This window comes from Sphingomonas sp. GC_Shp_5, assembly GCF_026540855.1.
Classification (GTDB): Bacteria; Pseudomonadota; Alphaproteobacteria; order Sphingomonadales; family Sphingomonadaceae; genus Sphingomonas.
The window spans coordinates 79,884-94,504 of sequence record NZ_JALNUP010000008.1 but is presented as its reverse complement, the minus strand read 5'-3'; the positions used below and the strand labels follow the sequence as shown (position 1 = coordinate 94,504).

9 protein-coding genes are annotated in these 14,621 nt (G+C 67.6%); 4 read left to right on the top strand and 5 right to left on the bottom strand.

Annotation, left to right across the window (positions count from 1 at the left end; translation table 11 throughout):
* Nucleotides 1-7 precede the first annotated feature (7 nt).
* A complete protein-coding gene (locus OXR60_RS08475; protein WP_267395429.1) occupies nt 8-334 on the top strand; it encodes a DUF485 domain-containing protein in 327 nt (108 codons plus the stop codon).
* Nucleotides 335-366: 32 nt separating this feature from the next.
* Nucleotides 367-2,034 carry a cation acetate symporter gene (locus OXR60_RS08470; RefSeq protein WP_346015421.1) on the top strand — a complete coding sequence of 556 codons (1,668 nt, stop codon included), beginning with the start codon at nt 367-369 and terminating at the stop codon, nt 2,032-2,034.
* A 49-nt stretch (nt 2,035-2,083) separates the two neighbouring features.
* On the opposite strand, the gene OXR60_RS08465 is transcribed toward OXR60_RS08470, so the two are convergent.
* The 3 genes from OXR60_RS08465 to OXR60_RS08455 form a co-directional block, all read right to left on the bottom strand.
* Entirely contained in the window at nt 2,084-2,248 is a 165-nt protein-coding gene (locus tag OXR60_RS08465) for a hypothetical protein (protein ID WP_267395427.1), read from the bottom strand.
* A 115-nt stretch (nt 2,249-2,363) separates the two neighbouring features.
* Entirely contained in the window at nt 2,364-4,844 is a 2,481-nt protein-coding gene (locus OXR60_RS08460) for an alkaline phosphatase PhoX (RefSeq protein ID WP_267395426.1), read from the bottom strand.
* 76 nt (nt 4,845-4,920) lie between these two features.
* A complete protein-coding gene (locus tag OXR60_RS08455) occupies nt 4,921-7,320 on the bottom strand; it encodes a TonB-dependent receptor (RefSeq protein ID WP_267395424.1) in 2,400 nt (799 codons plus the stop codon).
* A 162-nt stretch (nt 7,321-7,482) separates the two neighbouring features.
* On the opposite strand from OXR60_RS08455, the gene OXR60_RS08450 reads away from it, so the two are divergent.
* Together OXR60_RS08450 and OXR60_RS08445 are read left to right on the top strand one after the other, a co-directional pair.
* Entirely contained in the window at nt 7,483-9,153 is a 1,671-nt protein-coding gene (locus OXR60_RS08450) for an alkaline phosphatase D family protein (RefSeq protein WP_267395423.1), read from the top strand.
* A gap of 68 nt (nt 9,154-9,221) precedes the next feature.
* Nucleotides 9,222-11,039, top strand: a complete 1,818-nt coding sequence (locus OXR60_RS08445; protein ID WP_267395422.1) for a DUF885 family protein — start codon at nt 9,222-9,224, stop codon at nt 11,037-11,039.
* A 111-nt stretch (nt 11,040-11,150) separates the two neighbouring features.
* Here OXR60_RS08445 and OXR60_RS08440 read toward each other — a convergent pair whose 3' ends face one another.
* Together OXR60_RS08440 and OXR60_RS08435 are read right to left on the bottom strand one after the other, a co-directional pair.
* Complete coding sequence (locus tag OXR60_RS08440) at nt 11,151-12,809, bottom strand: M28 family metallopeptidase (RefSeq protein ID WP_267395421.1); 1,659 nt, start codon at nt 12,807-12,809, stop codon at nt 11,151-11,153.
* A 205-nt stretch (nt 12,810-13,014) separates the two neighbouring features.
* Complete coding sequence (locus OXR60_RS08435; protein ID WP_267395420.1) at nt 13,015-14,595, bottom strand: alpha-L-arabinofuranosidase C-terminal domain-containing protein; 1,581 nt, start codon at nt 14,593-14,595, stop codon at nt 13,015-13,017.
* Nucleotides 14,596-14,621 lie beyond the last annotated feature (26 nt).

Genomic DNA, 14,621 nt, shown 5'->3' with positions numbered 1-14,621 from the left:
ATGGCGCATGCCGATGCCTCCCCATCACGATGGTGCGCTCGACGCACGCATCGCCGCCGACCCCCGCTATGTCGCGCTGGTGCGAGACCGGCAGCGGTTCTCCTGGGCGCTGACCGCGATTACCGTGATCGTCTACAGCAGCTTCATCTCGCTGATCGCGTTCGACAAGCCGTTGATGGCGCGGCCGATCGGCGGCGGCACGATCAGCCTCGCCGTGGTGCTCGGCGCGGCGATGCTGGCCGGCACGGTCGCGATCTGCGCCGTCTATGTGTGGCGCGCCAACGGCAGCTACGACGCCCGCCTCGCCGAGCTGCTCGGGAGCCTCGACTCGTGACGCGCAGCCTGATCCGCAGCGCCGGGCTGCTGGTGCTGCTCGGCTGGGCGACCGGGGCCCAGGCCGCGATCGCCGGCGCCGTTCAGCGCCAGCCGACCAACTGGACCGCGATTGCGATGTTCACCGGCTTTGTCGCGATCACCTTGTGGATCACCGCCGCGGCGGCGCGGCGGACGCGCACCGTGTCCGATTTCTACACCGGCGGCGGCATCACCGGTTTCCAGAACGGGCTGGCGATGGCGGGCGACTATTGCTCGGCGGCGTCGTTCCTCGGCATCACCTCGCAGATCTTCAACGACGGCTATGACGGGCTGATCTACGCGATCGGCTTCCTCGTCGGCTGGCCGATCGTGCTGTTTTTGGTCGCGGAAAAGCTCCGCAACCTCGGCCGCTTCACCTTCGCCGACGTCGCCTCCTACCGCTTCCTCCAGGGGCCGGTCCGCAGCTTCGCCGCGGTCAGCACGCTGCTGGTGGTGTCCTTTTACCTGATCGCGCAGATGGTGGGCGCGGGTCAGTTGATCCAGCTGCTGTTCGGGCTGCCCTATCTGTACGCGATCACCGTCGTCGGCGGGCTGATGATGGTCTACGTCCTGTTCGGCGGCATGCGCGCGACCTCCTGGGTGCAGATCATCAAGGCGGTGATGCTGCTGTGCGGCGCCACCTTCCTGGTGATTGGGGTGATGGCGCACGTCGGCTTCTCGTTCGAGGCGCTGTTCGCCCGCGCGGTGGCGATCAAGACGCGGCTGGCGCTGGAGAGCGGCCTGTCGCCCGCCGACGCCGCCACCAAGGGCCGCGCGATCATGGGGCCGGGCGGGTTCATCAAGGATCCCGTCTCGGCGCTGTCGTTCGGCTTCGCGCTGATGCTCGGCACCGCCGGCCTGCCGCACATCCTGATGCGCTTCTTCACCGTCCCCGACGCGCGCGAGGCGCGCAAGTCGATCCTGTGGGCGACGGTGTGGATCGGCTATTTCTACGCGCTCACCTTTATCCTCGGCTTCGGCGCAATCGTGCTGATCTCGTTCAACCCGGCCTATGTCGATGCCGCAGGCGCCCTTCGCGGCGGCAACAACATGGCGGTGATGCACCTTGCCCATGCGATCGGCGGCAATCTGTTCCTCGGCTTCATCTCGGCGGTGGCCTTCGCGACCATCCTTGCCGTGGTCGCCGGGCTCACGCTGTCCGCCGCCTCGGCGATCAGCCACGACATCTACGCGAGCGTGATCCGCAAGGGCGCCGCCGATCCCGCCAAGGAGCTGCAGGTGTCGCGGATCACCACCGTGCTGCTCGGCATCGCCGCGATCACGCTCGGCATCGTCTTCCAGAAGCAGAACGTCGCCTTCATGGTCAGCCTCGCCTTCGCGCTGGCGGCGTCGGGCAATTTTCCGGTGCTGGTGATGTCGCTGCTGTGGAAGGGCTGCACCACGCGGGGGGCGGCCTGGGGTGGCGCGATCGGCCTGCTCGCGGCGTTCGCGCTCACCGTGCTGTCACCGGTGATCTGGGTGGCGGTGTTCAAGTTCGACGCCGCAATCTTTCCGTACAGCTCGCCGGCGCTGTTCTCTGTGCCCGCGGGCTTTCTCGCGATCTGGCTGATCTCGGTGCTCGACACCTCGCCACGCGCGGCAATCGACAAGGCGGGCTACCCCGAGCAGCGGCTGCGCTCGGAAACGGGGATCGGCGTCCACGACGCGGCGGCGCATTGAGGCCGCATGACGGGCCCCGGGCGGCTATCCGTTCGGAGCCCCGATCAGCTTAGCGGCGCACCCAGCGGCAGGTGCGGACGTGCTTGCCGTGATGGTTCTGGACCTTGCACACCTGGCGCTTGTCATGGTGAGGGCGGGCGGCGACCGGCGCCGACACCAGCATGGTGGCCGCGAGCGCTGCGCAGAGCGAGCCGATGGTCGTGGAACGGGTCATGATCGTTTCCTGTCTTCGTTGAAGGGGACGGGCCCAACAACCAAGCCCCGCCGGCATGGTTGCCGGGCGGGGCAAGGAAATATTGTCGCAATTTGTCGCAGCGGATACCGCCTCCTTAGAGGCCGACCACTCCGCCATCCGTCTTGGTGATCACGATCGTCGCCGATCGCGGCCGCACCGGTGTGGTCACGGCGCCGGCCTGATTGGCCGGCCAGCTGCTGGTGATGTTGTCCGGGCCGCCATTCTCGCCCGGATGCTGGATATTGACGAACAGCGAGCGCCCATCGGGGGTGGAATGGATGCCGGTGATCTCGCACTCCTTGGGGCCCACCAGGAAGCGACGCAGCGCGGTGCCCGGCGCCTTGCCGATTCGGGTGGTCACCTGCCCCGAAGCGGCGCCGACCGTGTTGGTGATGGTCTTGGTGCCGCCATCGCCGACGGTGCCGGGAATCGCCGCGAGCAGCATGCAGTTGGTGACGTCGGTATAGGCGCCGTCGTCCGTCTCGATCCACATCACCGGCGTGATCGTGCCCGAGGCGTTGCTCGGCAGGCCGAACCACAGGCCGTCGGGCGAGGAGAAGTCGTTGGTCGCATCGAGGCCCGACAGGTTGATGTTGGCGGCATCAAGGTCGCTGCCGGCGCCGAAGGCGTAGATGTCCCAGGTGAAGCTGGTCGCCTCGGAGGTGTCGCCGGCTTCGCGCAGGCGGATGACATGGCCGTTGGCGTTGCCGGTGGTCGAGCCGGTCGGCGTCTTGGGATCGACATAGGCGCGCGGGTTGGCGGCATCGGTGTTGGCCACCGTGCGCGAGCTGTTGTTGGTGAGGGTGCAATACATCTCGCCGGTCGCGGGGTTGACGGCGGTCCATTCCGGCCGGTCCATGCGGGTGGCGCCAAGCACGTCGGCGGCGAGCCGGGCGTTGATCAGCACGTCCGCCTGGCTGGCGAACGGGTAGGTGGCATTGGCCGCGGTCAGCGGACCTTGGCCGAACACCAGCGGCAGCCACTGGCCCGAGCCATCGGCGTTGAGCTTGGCGACATAGAGCGTGCCGGCGTCGAGATATTTGTCGCCCATCGCGAGGCGATTGGCGTTGGTGGCATCCGCCGCCGCCCACACCGCGGTGGAGACGAACTTGTAGATATATTCGTTTTGGGCGTCGTCGCCCATGTAGAAGGCGGGGCGGACGCCTGCGATGGTGCGCCCGACCTGGCAGCCCTCATGGTTCATCCGGCCGAGCGCGGTGCGCTTGCGCGGCGTTGAGGCGGGATCGAACGGATCGATCTCGACCACCCAGCCATAGTGGAAGATCTCGTTCCGGAAATCGCCCGTGCCATCGGCTGGCGCGGTCGCCTGGGCGGTGATGTTCCAGCGCGCATAAGCGGTGCTGGTCGCATCCGCGGGCGTGACGGTGGACCAGCCGTAATTGCCGGCGCCGCCCTCGCTACGGCCATAGCGCGTCAGCGAGATATTCGCCTTGGTGCCGACCGTGCCGGTCGCCGCGCGCCGCGCCGCGTCGCCGGTGTCGCGGCGGAAATAGCCCACCCAATTCTCTTCGTTGGTGAGGTAGGTGTTCCACGGCATGGTGCCGTTGGCGCAATTGTTGATGGTGCCGCGGCCGGCGGTGCCATCGGGCGAATAGCGGGTCTTGAGGCTGGCATCGCCGCGCACCGGGCCAGAGAAGCTCATCGGCGTCAGCGGTGTGATCCGGCGGTTGAATGACGAGGTTGGGGCGTAGCTCCACGCCGCGGCGCGGTTGATCTCGATCACCGAGACGCCGTGGCATTCCATCTCCTTCAGCGCCTCGGCCTCGGGGCGGGCGCCCGCCACCGTGGTCGGCCCGGCGGGGTGGAGATAGCGCTGGGTAATGTTCTCATGGTTGAGCACCAGCAGCCCGCGCGTGTTGCCGTTGGCGTCGGGCGCGCCGGCGGCGGACAGGCCGAAATAGCTCATCCCGTCATGATGATCGCCGGCACGCTTGGAGAAGGTCGTGTCGCTACCGTCATTGGCATAAGCGGCGACCCCGCTCGCGATCGGATCGCCCAGGCGGTACAGCACGGTGACGGCATAGCCCGCCGGCACCGAGACAGCGTCGGCGAGGCTCTTGGCCACCGCGGTGAAGCCCAGCGAGGCGGCACCGACGGTGATGGTGGCGGTCGCGGTGGTGGCCTTGCCGCCGCTGTTGGCAGTGAACAGGAAGCCGAGCACGGTACCGGCGGCGACGCCCGGCACGACGAAGGTCGCGGTGGTCGTGGTCGCACCGGTGAGCGTGACCGCGGGGCCCGAGGTCTGGGTCCAGGCGACGCTGTCAACCTGGCCGATCGCCGAGCCGGTGAGGGTGACGACGCGGCCGGCGGCGGCGCTGCCGCTGGTGCCGGCGGTCACCTGCACCGGGCTGGAGCCGTCATCGTCATTGCCGCAGGCGGTCAACAGCATGCCGCCGAACACTGCCGCGGTCGCCGCGGAAAGGCCGCCCATCAGCGTCTGGCGGCGCGAATAGCGGGTCGCGATCAGGTCGTTGAGGTGCGGGTTGGCGCTCGGATTGGTGTCGATGTCGCCGTCGCTATAACCGCCGGCGATGCCCGTCGTGTCGATCGTCATGAGTAATCCCCCCGGAAGAAGCGGCTCCCAATGGCCGCGGCAGTGCACAGGAGGGCGGGCGAACCCGCCCGATTGATCAGAATTTGGCGCCGAGCTCGACGCCGTAGAAGCGCGGTTCGCCGGCGATGTAGGTCGGCACGCCGAAGCCGCCTCCGGTGTTGCCGGCGTCGATCAGATAGCGCTTGTTGGTGACGTTGCGGGCGAAGCCGCCGACGCTGTAGCGGCCGTCGGCGAACTCGAGGCCGGCGCGGATGTTGACCAGCGTATAGCCGTCCTGGCTGATCGCCTCGCTGTTGGGCAGCTCGAAGAACACCTTGGAGCGGTAGGTGACCGATGGCGTCGCATAGATTGTCGCTGCCCCCACCGGTAGCCGCAGCATCGCGCCGCCGGCGGCGGTGGTATCGGGCTGGAGGCGGAAGCGGGCGCCGGCATAGGCCGAGGTGAAGCTCGAATTGCGTGCGATCCCGCCATCGAGATAGGCGAAGCTGCCGAACAGCGAGAGATACTCGGCGAGCTTGAGATTGCCCTCGAGCTCGACGCCGACGTTCTTGGCCGAGCCGGCGCTCTGGGTCAGCGCGCTGCCGTTGGGCTGGGTCACCGAAACCTGGAAGCCGTCATAGACCTGGTAGAACACCGAAGCGGCGCCGCTGAACGGCCCCACCCGGCCCTTCACGCCGCCCTCGTAGTTCCAGACATTCTCCTCGGGCACCTGCTGCAGGTTCGGGCCGACGCCGAACGCCGTCGCCTGCGCGGTGAGCTGGACCACCGGCGAGCGGCGGCCCTTGCTGATCGTGGCATAGAGGTTGACGGCGTCGGTCAGCTTGAACAGCGCGTTGAAGCGCGGCAGCACCGCGGTGTAGCTCTTCTCGGCGACGAACTTGTTGCCGTTGGTGTTGGCGGTTCCGAGCAGGCTGGTGCGGATGCCGAGCGCGGCGAGCAGCTGCGAATTCGGCTGGATCGACGAATAGCCCGATAGGCGATCCTCCATCAGCACGCGCGCGCCGGCGGTCAGCTCGAGCTGCGGCACCGGGATCCAGGTGGCGTCGGCGAACACCGAATAGGTATCGTTGTTGCCATAGTTGGTGAACTCGGACCGATAAGGCACCGCGGTCAGCGCGCCGCGGCTGAGCACCGCGGTGGCGCGGGTTGCCGGGACCGTGCCGTTGGCGGCGACGCAAGCGGGGCCGGTCGGAATGCCGGCGGCGTTGAGCGCGGTGCGGATCGGCGCATAGGCGGCGGTGACCGAGCAGGCGAGATAGGTGCCTTCCTCGGTGGCGAAGGGCACGCGCTGGAAACCGTTTTCGAAGAAGGCGTTCCAGCCGAACGACGCGCGATATGTGGGGCCGTCGAAGGCGAAGCGGCTCTCGTGGCTCCACTGATCGCCCTTCGCGTCCTCGGCGAATTCGAGATAGGCGGCAGGGCCGCCGTCGGCGTCGAAGATCTCCAGCGCGTCGAAGCGGCGATAGCCGTTGACGGTGGTGAAGGTGACCCCGGGGCCGATATCCCAGCTCAGCGTCAGATTGGCGTCATAGACGTTGCGGTCGAGCCCCAGCTTGCGGGCGCCGAGCACGGCGTTGCTGTAGGGCGAGCCGGAGAGTTCGGCATAGCCATAGTCGCCGGTCTGGCCACCGGTGGGCGCGAAGGCGCGGCTCTTGAACGCGGTGCCGGGGTTGCGCTGGCCGTCATAGGTGAGGACCAGATCGGCGGTGAGGCTGGGGCTGGGGCGCCAGCGCAGCGAGCCGCGGATGCCGCGCTGGTCCTGGCCGTTGAGATCGTCCTGGTCGACGCCGCCCTGGTTCTGGTTCGGGACCTTGGGATCGCCGGCGATGTTGCGGACATAGCCGTCGCGATATTTGTAGGCGAACGCGAGGCGCCCGGCGAGCACGTCGTTGCCGGCGTTGATGAAGCCCGATACCTGGGCGCGGTTGTAATTGCCGTAGGACGCGTCGACTCCGGCGGCGGTGCCGGGCACCGGCCGCGCCGAGATCAGGCTGACCGCGCCGACCGCCGCGGCGGTGCCGAACAGCGTCGCCTGCGGGCCCTTAACCACCTCGATCCGCTCAAGATCGTAGAGATCCTGCCACGCGCCGCGCGAACGGCTGATGTCGATGCCGTTGTAGTAGAGCGTGACGCGCGCGCCCTGCTGCGACGAGCCGTTATCCGAGGTGATGCCGCGGATCACGAAGCCTGGGTTGTTGGCGCTCTGCTCCTGGACCTGGAGGCCGGGGATGAACTGCGCGACCTCGTCGAGTTCGGAAATGCCGATGTCGGCCATCCGCGCGCCGCTGAGCGCGGTGACGGTGACCGGCACGTCCTCGATCCGCTGCTCGCGCTTCTGCGCGGTGACGATGATGTCATTGTCGTCGATCGCCGCCTGGTCGCGTTCGCTCGGCTGCACCGTGGCCTGGGCCAGCGCGGTCGTCGAGCAGGTGGTCGCCAGCGTCGCGAGCAGCAGCCGCGTCAGAATCGTCGTCATGAAATCCCCCGTTGTTGCGGCGGGGACTAAGCGGGGCCGGTGACGTTTCAACGTCGGAACCATGAACGATAGATGACATGCGTGTCATGTTGCGTGACAGGACTGCCACGGAACTGTCGCCAGGCGAGGGTAGCAGGCGGTGAACCGCCACAGGAAACCCTTATGCCAATCAATCGCCGCGACGCTCTGACCCTGATCGGTGCGGGCGCCACCTTGAGCCTGCCGGCGACCGCGGCGATCGGTGCCGACGCCCAGGCGGTCAGCTTCGCGCATGGCGTGGCGAGCGGCGATCCCTCGGCAGCCGGGGCGATCCTGTGGACCCGCGCCACGCCGGCCGATGCCGGCTTCGCCGGCGATCTGCCGCTCAGCTGGCATGTCGCCGAACTCACCGGCGGCACGCCGATCCGCACCGGCAAGGCGCTGGCGCGCGGCGCGCGCGACTTTACCGCCAAGGTGGAGGTCGGCGGGCTGAAGCCAGGCCACGATTACAGCTATTGGTTCGCGGCGGCGGACGGCACCCGCTCGCCGGTCGGGCGGTTTGGCACTCTGCCGCGCGGCGCGGTGGCGGACGTGGTGATGGCGGTGGTGTCGTGCCAGCTCTACGCCGGTGGGCTGTTCAACGCCTATGACGCGATCGCGCGGCTGGAGCGGCTCGACGCCGTGCTCCACCTCGGTGATTACATTTACGAATATGGCGCCGACGGCTATGGCGCCGATATCGCCAAGAAGATCGGCCGGATCGTCGAACCCGCGCATGAAATCGTCAGCCTCGCCGATTATCGGCTGCGCCACGCCCAGGTTAAGCGCGATATGGACATGCAGGCCGCCCACGCCCGCGCCGCCTTCATCTGCGTCTGGGACGACCACGAGGTCGCCAATGACGATTGGATGCACGGCGCCGAGAACCACGACCCCAAGACCGAGGGCGACTGGAACAAGCGCAAGGCGGCGGCGATGCAGGCCTATTTCGAATGGATGCCGATCCGCGATCCCAAGCCCGGCCAGCCCTGGGAGGCGATCAACCGCAGCTTCGAGTTCGGCAACCTGGCGACGCTGGTGATGGTCGAGACGCGGCTGCTCGCGCGCAGCCAGCAGGTCGCCTCCAAGGGCGAAGGCATCGAACCGGCGGAGTATGCGCCGATGATGGCGGAACGGGCGCAGCCGGGCCGCGAGCTGCTCGGGCCGGCGCAGCTTGCCTGGGTGGAACGGACGATGGCGGCCTCGGTCACGGCCGGCAAACCGTGGCAGGTGCTCGGCAACCAGGTGGTGATGGCGAAGGTCGCCGGCCCCGATCTCGAGCGCCAATTGGGCCCGGACCGCTACGCCGCCGTCATCGCCAAGATGCCACCGACGTATCGCACCCGGATCGCCACGGCGGCGGCCTCCTATCGCGCCGGGCTACCGTTCAACTTCGATAGCTGGGACGGCTATCCGGCGGCGCGCGAGCGGCTCTACGCGGCGTTCCGCCGGGCAAAATCGCGGCCGATCGTGCTGTCGGGGGACAGCCATGCCGCCTGGGCGAACGACCTCCATGACGAGTCCGGCCAGCTGGTCGCCGCCGAATTCGGCTGCACCGCGATCACCAGCCCGTCCTATGGCTCGCTGCTGCCCGGGATCGGCACCTTGATTGCCGATGCCAACAAGGGCGAGGTCCGCTTCTGCGACCAGGATCGCAAAGGCTTCCTGCTGCTGACGCTGACGCCCGAGCAGGCGGTAGGCGATTTCCGCACCGTCTCGACGATCCTCGCCAAACCGTATCAAACCGCGAGCGCCAAACGCTTTCGGGCGGTAGCGGGTGGGGACCGGCTGCAGCCGCTGGAGGAGCTGACCTGAGTTCTTGCCTGGCGTTCCGGCAGTCCTCGCGGCAGACTGATCCCATTCGACATCACGGGGGACATGACATGGATCGGCGCAACTTCATCGGTTCGGCCACCGCGGCCGCGGTCATCGCGGGGCTGCGGGCGGCACCGGGCGCGGCGCAGGCGCTCGCCTCGAGTCCCGATGGCCGGCTCAACGCGCTGTTCGACCGGATCTTCGACGACAGCATCGATCGCTCGCCCGAATTCGCCACCTCGCTCGGCTTCGACAAGGGCGCGCGCGCCGCGGCGAAGAGCAAGCTCAGCGATGCGTCCGACAAGGGCCGCCAGGAGGATCTCGCCGCGACCAAGCGCTGGCTCGGCGAGCTCGAGCGCTTCCCCACCGCGGGGCTCACTGCGCCGGCGGCTCTCAACCGCGAGATCGTGCTCTATTCGCTGCGCCAGCAGACGATCGCGCCCGAGCGGTTCGGGCTCGATTCGGTGATTCGGCCGTATCGCATCTTCCAGCAGGGCGGCGCCTATTACAGCGTGCCCGATTTCCTCAACGACGCCCATGTCATCGCCACCAAGGCGGACGCCGACGCCTATCTGGCGCGGCTCGGCGCGTTTGCCACGGTGCTCGACCAGGATACGGTCGTGCAGCGCGACCAGGCGACGCGCGGGATCATCGCGCCCGATTTCGCGCTCGATCTTACCCTTGGCCAGATGCAGCGGTTGCGCGCCACGCCGGCCGCCGAGAGCAATCTGGTGCGCTCGCTGGTGACCCGCGCCGCCGCCCGGGGGATCGCCGGCGATTGGGCGACGCCGGCCGCGCAGATCGTCGAGACCCGCGTCTATCCGGCGCTCGACCGGCAGATCGCGCTGGTCAAGGAGCTGCGCGGCAAGATCAAGCCCGGCGCCGGCGTGTGGCGCCTGCCGCAGGGCGAGGCGATCTACGCCGCCGCGCTCGCCCAGGCGACCACCACCAACTACACGCCTGACGAGGTGCACCGGATGGGGCTGGAGCAGGTCGCCTCGATCACCGCCGAGCTTGACACCATCCTGCGCAGCCAGGGGATGAAGCAAGGCAGTGTCGGCGAGCGGCTGACCGTGCTCAACAAGAGCCCCGACCAGCTGTTTCCGGATACTGCCGCCGGTCGCGTGGCGCTGATCGCCTCGCTCAACGACGGCATCAAGCGGATGTACGCCAAGCTGCCCCAGGCCTTTGCGAGCGTGCCGAGCGCGCCGCTAGAGATCCGCGCGGTGCCGGTGGAGATTCAGGACGGCGCTTCCAACGGCTATTACAAGCGCGCCGCGCTGGATGGGTCGCGCCCCGCTATCTACTTCATCAACCTCAAGGATGTCGGCGACTGGCCCAAGTACAGTCTGCCCTCGCTGACCCATCACGAAGGCGTGCCGGGGCATCACCTCCAGATCAGCATCGCGCAGGGCTCGCGCGATATTCCGACGCTGCGCAAGGTCGGCTTCTTCGGCGCCTATACCGAGGGCTGGGCGCTCTATGCCGAGCAGCTCGCCGACGAGCTCGGCGCCTATCTGTCGCCACTGGAGCGGGCAGGCTATCTCCAGTCGTTCCTGTTCCGCGCTGCGCGGCTGGTGATCGATACCGGCATCCACACCAAGCAGTGGAGCCGCGAGAAAGCGACGCAATATCTGGTCGACACCACCGGCTTCGCCCAGGCGCGTTCGCAGCGCGAGGTGGAGCGTTACTGCACCCAGCCCGGCCAGGCCTGTTCGTACAAGGTCGGCCACATGGCCTGGACCCGTGCGCGCGCCAAGGCGCAGGCGGCGCTCGGCAGCCGGTTCGACCTCAAGTGGTTCCACGAGGTGCTGAAGGACGGCGCGATGCCGCTGACGGTGATGGAAGAGGTGGTGGAGCGTCGGACCAAGGTGCTGCTGGGGTAAGCAGACAGGGGCATCGCAACCTACCCCTCCTTCGCCCTGAGCCTGTCGAGGGCATGGGTCGCATGCTGCTTCGACGGGCTCGGCACGAACGGGGGGAGACGCGGCCGCGCCTCAGCGTTGCGCGGCGCTGGCGTCGCGCTTGGCCTTGAACTCAGAATCCGCGCTCCACTCGGGCCAGGCGCGCCCGTCGGCGAGGTCGTGGCCGACATCGTAGAGCAGGGTGAGATCGGGCACGACGGCCGTCATGTCCCAGTCGGCGCTCCATTCGTCGGCGGGCTGGTGATAGCGATCGCGCGTATAGGCGGCAGATAGTGCCTGGCCGCGTGCGACCCCGCCGTCGATCAGGTCGCGGCCGGCGCCGTAAGAAAAGGCGGGCACGCCCTGCTTGGCGAAAGAGAAATGGTCGGAGCGGTAGAAGCCACCGGCCTCGGTGCGGGGATCGGGGGTGTAGCGGCGGCCGAGCTTGCGGCCGTCGGCGATCAGCATGTCGAGCAGCCCCAGTTTCGCAGTGCCCGAAATGGTGAAATCATGCGCCGCGGCGGGGCCGATCGTCGAATCCATGTTGATCACGCCCGCCGTGGTGGCGAGCGGATAGACTGGGTTGTTTGCGTAATATTCGGAGCCGAGCAGGCCCTTCTCCTCGGCGGTGACGGCGAGGAACACCGTCGAGCGATCGGTGCGCGGCGCTTTGGCATAGGCGCGGCCGAGCTCGATCAGCATCGCGATCCCCGAGGCATTGTCGCGCGCGCCATTGTAGATCCGGTCGCCCTTGGCATCGGGCTGGCCGACGCCGAGATGGTCCCAATGCGCCGAATAGATCACCGTCTCGTTCGGGTGCGTCTTGCCGGGTAGCCGGCCGAGCACGTTCTTTGAGACAATGGTCGAGGCCGCGACCGCATAATGTGCGCTGAGGCTGGCGTTGAGCGTCATCGGCTTGAAGTCGCGGCGGCGCGCGGCCTGCTTGGCCGCCGCAAAGTCGCTGCCGGCTGCCTTGAACAGATCGACCGCGAGGTCACGCTGGATCCAGCCTTCCAACTGGGCGTGCGAGTCGGTCGGCCGGCTGCGAACGATGTCGAACATCGTGTTGGTGTTGGAATTCTTGACGGTCGGCCAGCCATAAGAGGCCGGCTCATATTCATGGACGACGAGCACGCCGAGCGCGCCCTGGCGCGCAGCTTCCTCATATTTGTAGGTCCAGCGGCCGTAATAGGTCATCGCCTTGCCGCCGAAATTGCCCTCGCCGCCCTCGAAATCGGGGTCGTTGACGAGCACGACCATGATCTTGCCCTTGAGGTCGACACCCTTGAAGTCGTCCCACTGGCGCTCGGGCGCCTTCACGCCATAGCCGACGAACACCAGCGGCGCATGATCGATCGCGACCTCGGTCTGGCCGGTGAGCGCGGCACGCACCGCGATCTCATTGCCCTGGGTGAGGGCACGCGCCGTGTTGCCGATCGTCAGCGACAGATCGGTGGGGCCGGTGATGTCGGCCTTGAGCAGCGGCACGTCCTGCGTCCAGCCGCGCTTGCCGTCCTTGAGCGTGCCACCCGGCTGCAGCCCCGCGGCCTTCATCTGCGCTGTGATATAGGCGACCGTCTTGGTCTCGCCCGCCGTTGCCGGGCCGCGGCCCTCGAAGGCATCGCTGGCGAGGGTCTGGACGTCCTGGCTCACCCGCTGGGTGCTGAAGCTCGGTTGCTGCGCGGCAGCGGCGGTGGCGGCGAGCACGGCCGCCAAGGCGGTGAGGCAGGAGAGCGGAGCAAGGCGAGGCATGCGGGTCCTTCCGGTCGTGGTGAGCGGAAGGTGCGCCGGGCGGCGCCGGGACGCAATGCGGATTGTTGCAACGGGTGACCGTCACCCTGAACTCGTTTCAGGATTCATCACACGGCGCTGCGCCAAGCGGAATGGTCTGGCCGTGGATACTGAACCAAGTTCAGCATGACGAAGGGGAAGGGCGGTGTGCCCTTCCCCTCATCGCTCACTTCAGGTCGAGCACCACCACCGACTTCGGCGGCAGGGTGACGCTGAGCGTGCCTTCCGCCAGGCTGGCGCCGGTGAACGGCTGCGGCACCAGGGCATTGGGGTGATCGAAGTCGTTGAGCGCGTTCATCGCCCCCGCGGTGAGCACCCGCCCGCCGACGCTCGTCGCGGTGACGCCGTCGAGCCGCGCCGACACCGTGACCGGCTTGTTGGGATCGAGATTGGCGAGGCCGACATGGACCTGGCCAGCGACATCGCGCACCGCAGAGGCGCTGACCGACGGCATCGTCCACTCGTCCTTGTTGTACCAGGGCGATTTGATGTCGATCGGGATTGAGGTCGCATCCTGCCACGGCAGATACATGTCGAACACATGGTAGGTCGGCGTCTTCACCATCCGCTTGCCATCGGTGAGGATCATCGCCTGGAGCACGTTCACCATCTGCGCGATCGCGGTCATCTTCACCCGGTCGGCGTGATGGGCGAAGATGTTGAGGTTGATCGCCGCCACCAGCGCGTCGCGCAGCGTGTTCTGCTGGCGCAGGAAGCCGGGGTTGGTGCCGGGCGTCGGGTCATACCAGGTGCCCCACTCGTCCACCACCAGCCACACCCGCTTGCCCGGATCATATTTATCCATGATCGCGGCGTGGCGGGTGACAAGATCCTCCATCTTCAGCGTGTTCTTGAGCGTGCTCGCCCAGCCCGCCTCGTCGAAGTCGGTCGCCGATCCCTTGTGCTCCCAACTGCCCGGGAAGGTGTAATAATGCAGCGTCAGCCCGTCGATCCGGTCGCCGGCGATGCGCATCATCGTGTCGGTCCAATTATAATCGTCGACATTGGCGCCGCTGGCGAATTTCATGATCTTGGTATTGGCGGGCGCCTTGACGAAGGTCGCGTAGCGGCGCGTCTCGTCGGCGGCGAATTCAGGCCGCATGTTGCCGCCGCAGCCCCAAAGCTCATTACCGATGCCGAAATAGGGCAGCGCCCAGGGCGCGGGATGGCCGTTCGCCGCGCGCTCCTTGGCAAGGCTCGAGCCGGTCGGCGAGGTCATGTACTCGATCCACTCGGCCATCTCGCGCGGCGGCGCATCGCCGACGTTGCCCGAAACATACGGCTTGGCGCCGATCAGGTCGACGAAGTCCATATATTCGTGGGTGCCGAAGCTGTTGGGCTCGGTCACGCCGCCCCAATGGGTGTTGACCTTGACCGGGCGCTTGCCCCGCGCGCCGATGCCGTCGCGCCAGTGATATTCGTCGGCGAAGCAGCCGCCCGGCCAGCGCACCACCGGCACCTTGATCGCACGCAGCGCGTCGATCACGTCGGTGCGATACCCCTTGGTGTTAGGGATGCTCGAACCCGGGCCGACCCAGATTCCCTCGTAGATGCCATGGCCGAGATGCTCGGCGAACTGGGTGAACACCTCGCGGTTGATGTGCGCGCCGGGCTGGTCGGCATGAACGGTGATGGTGGCCTCGGTCGGCGCGACCTGGGCGCTGGCCGCGCCGCACAGCGCGAGCACGCCAAGCGAGATCGCCGATGCGAGATGCCGTAATCGTGTTGTCCCGGTGATCGGTGACATGCGCGTCCTCCCTGTTGCCCGCAGAC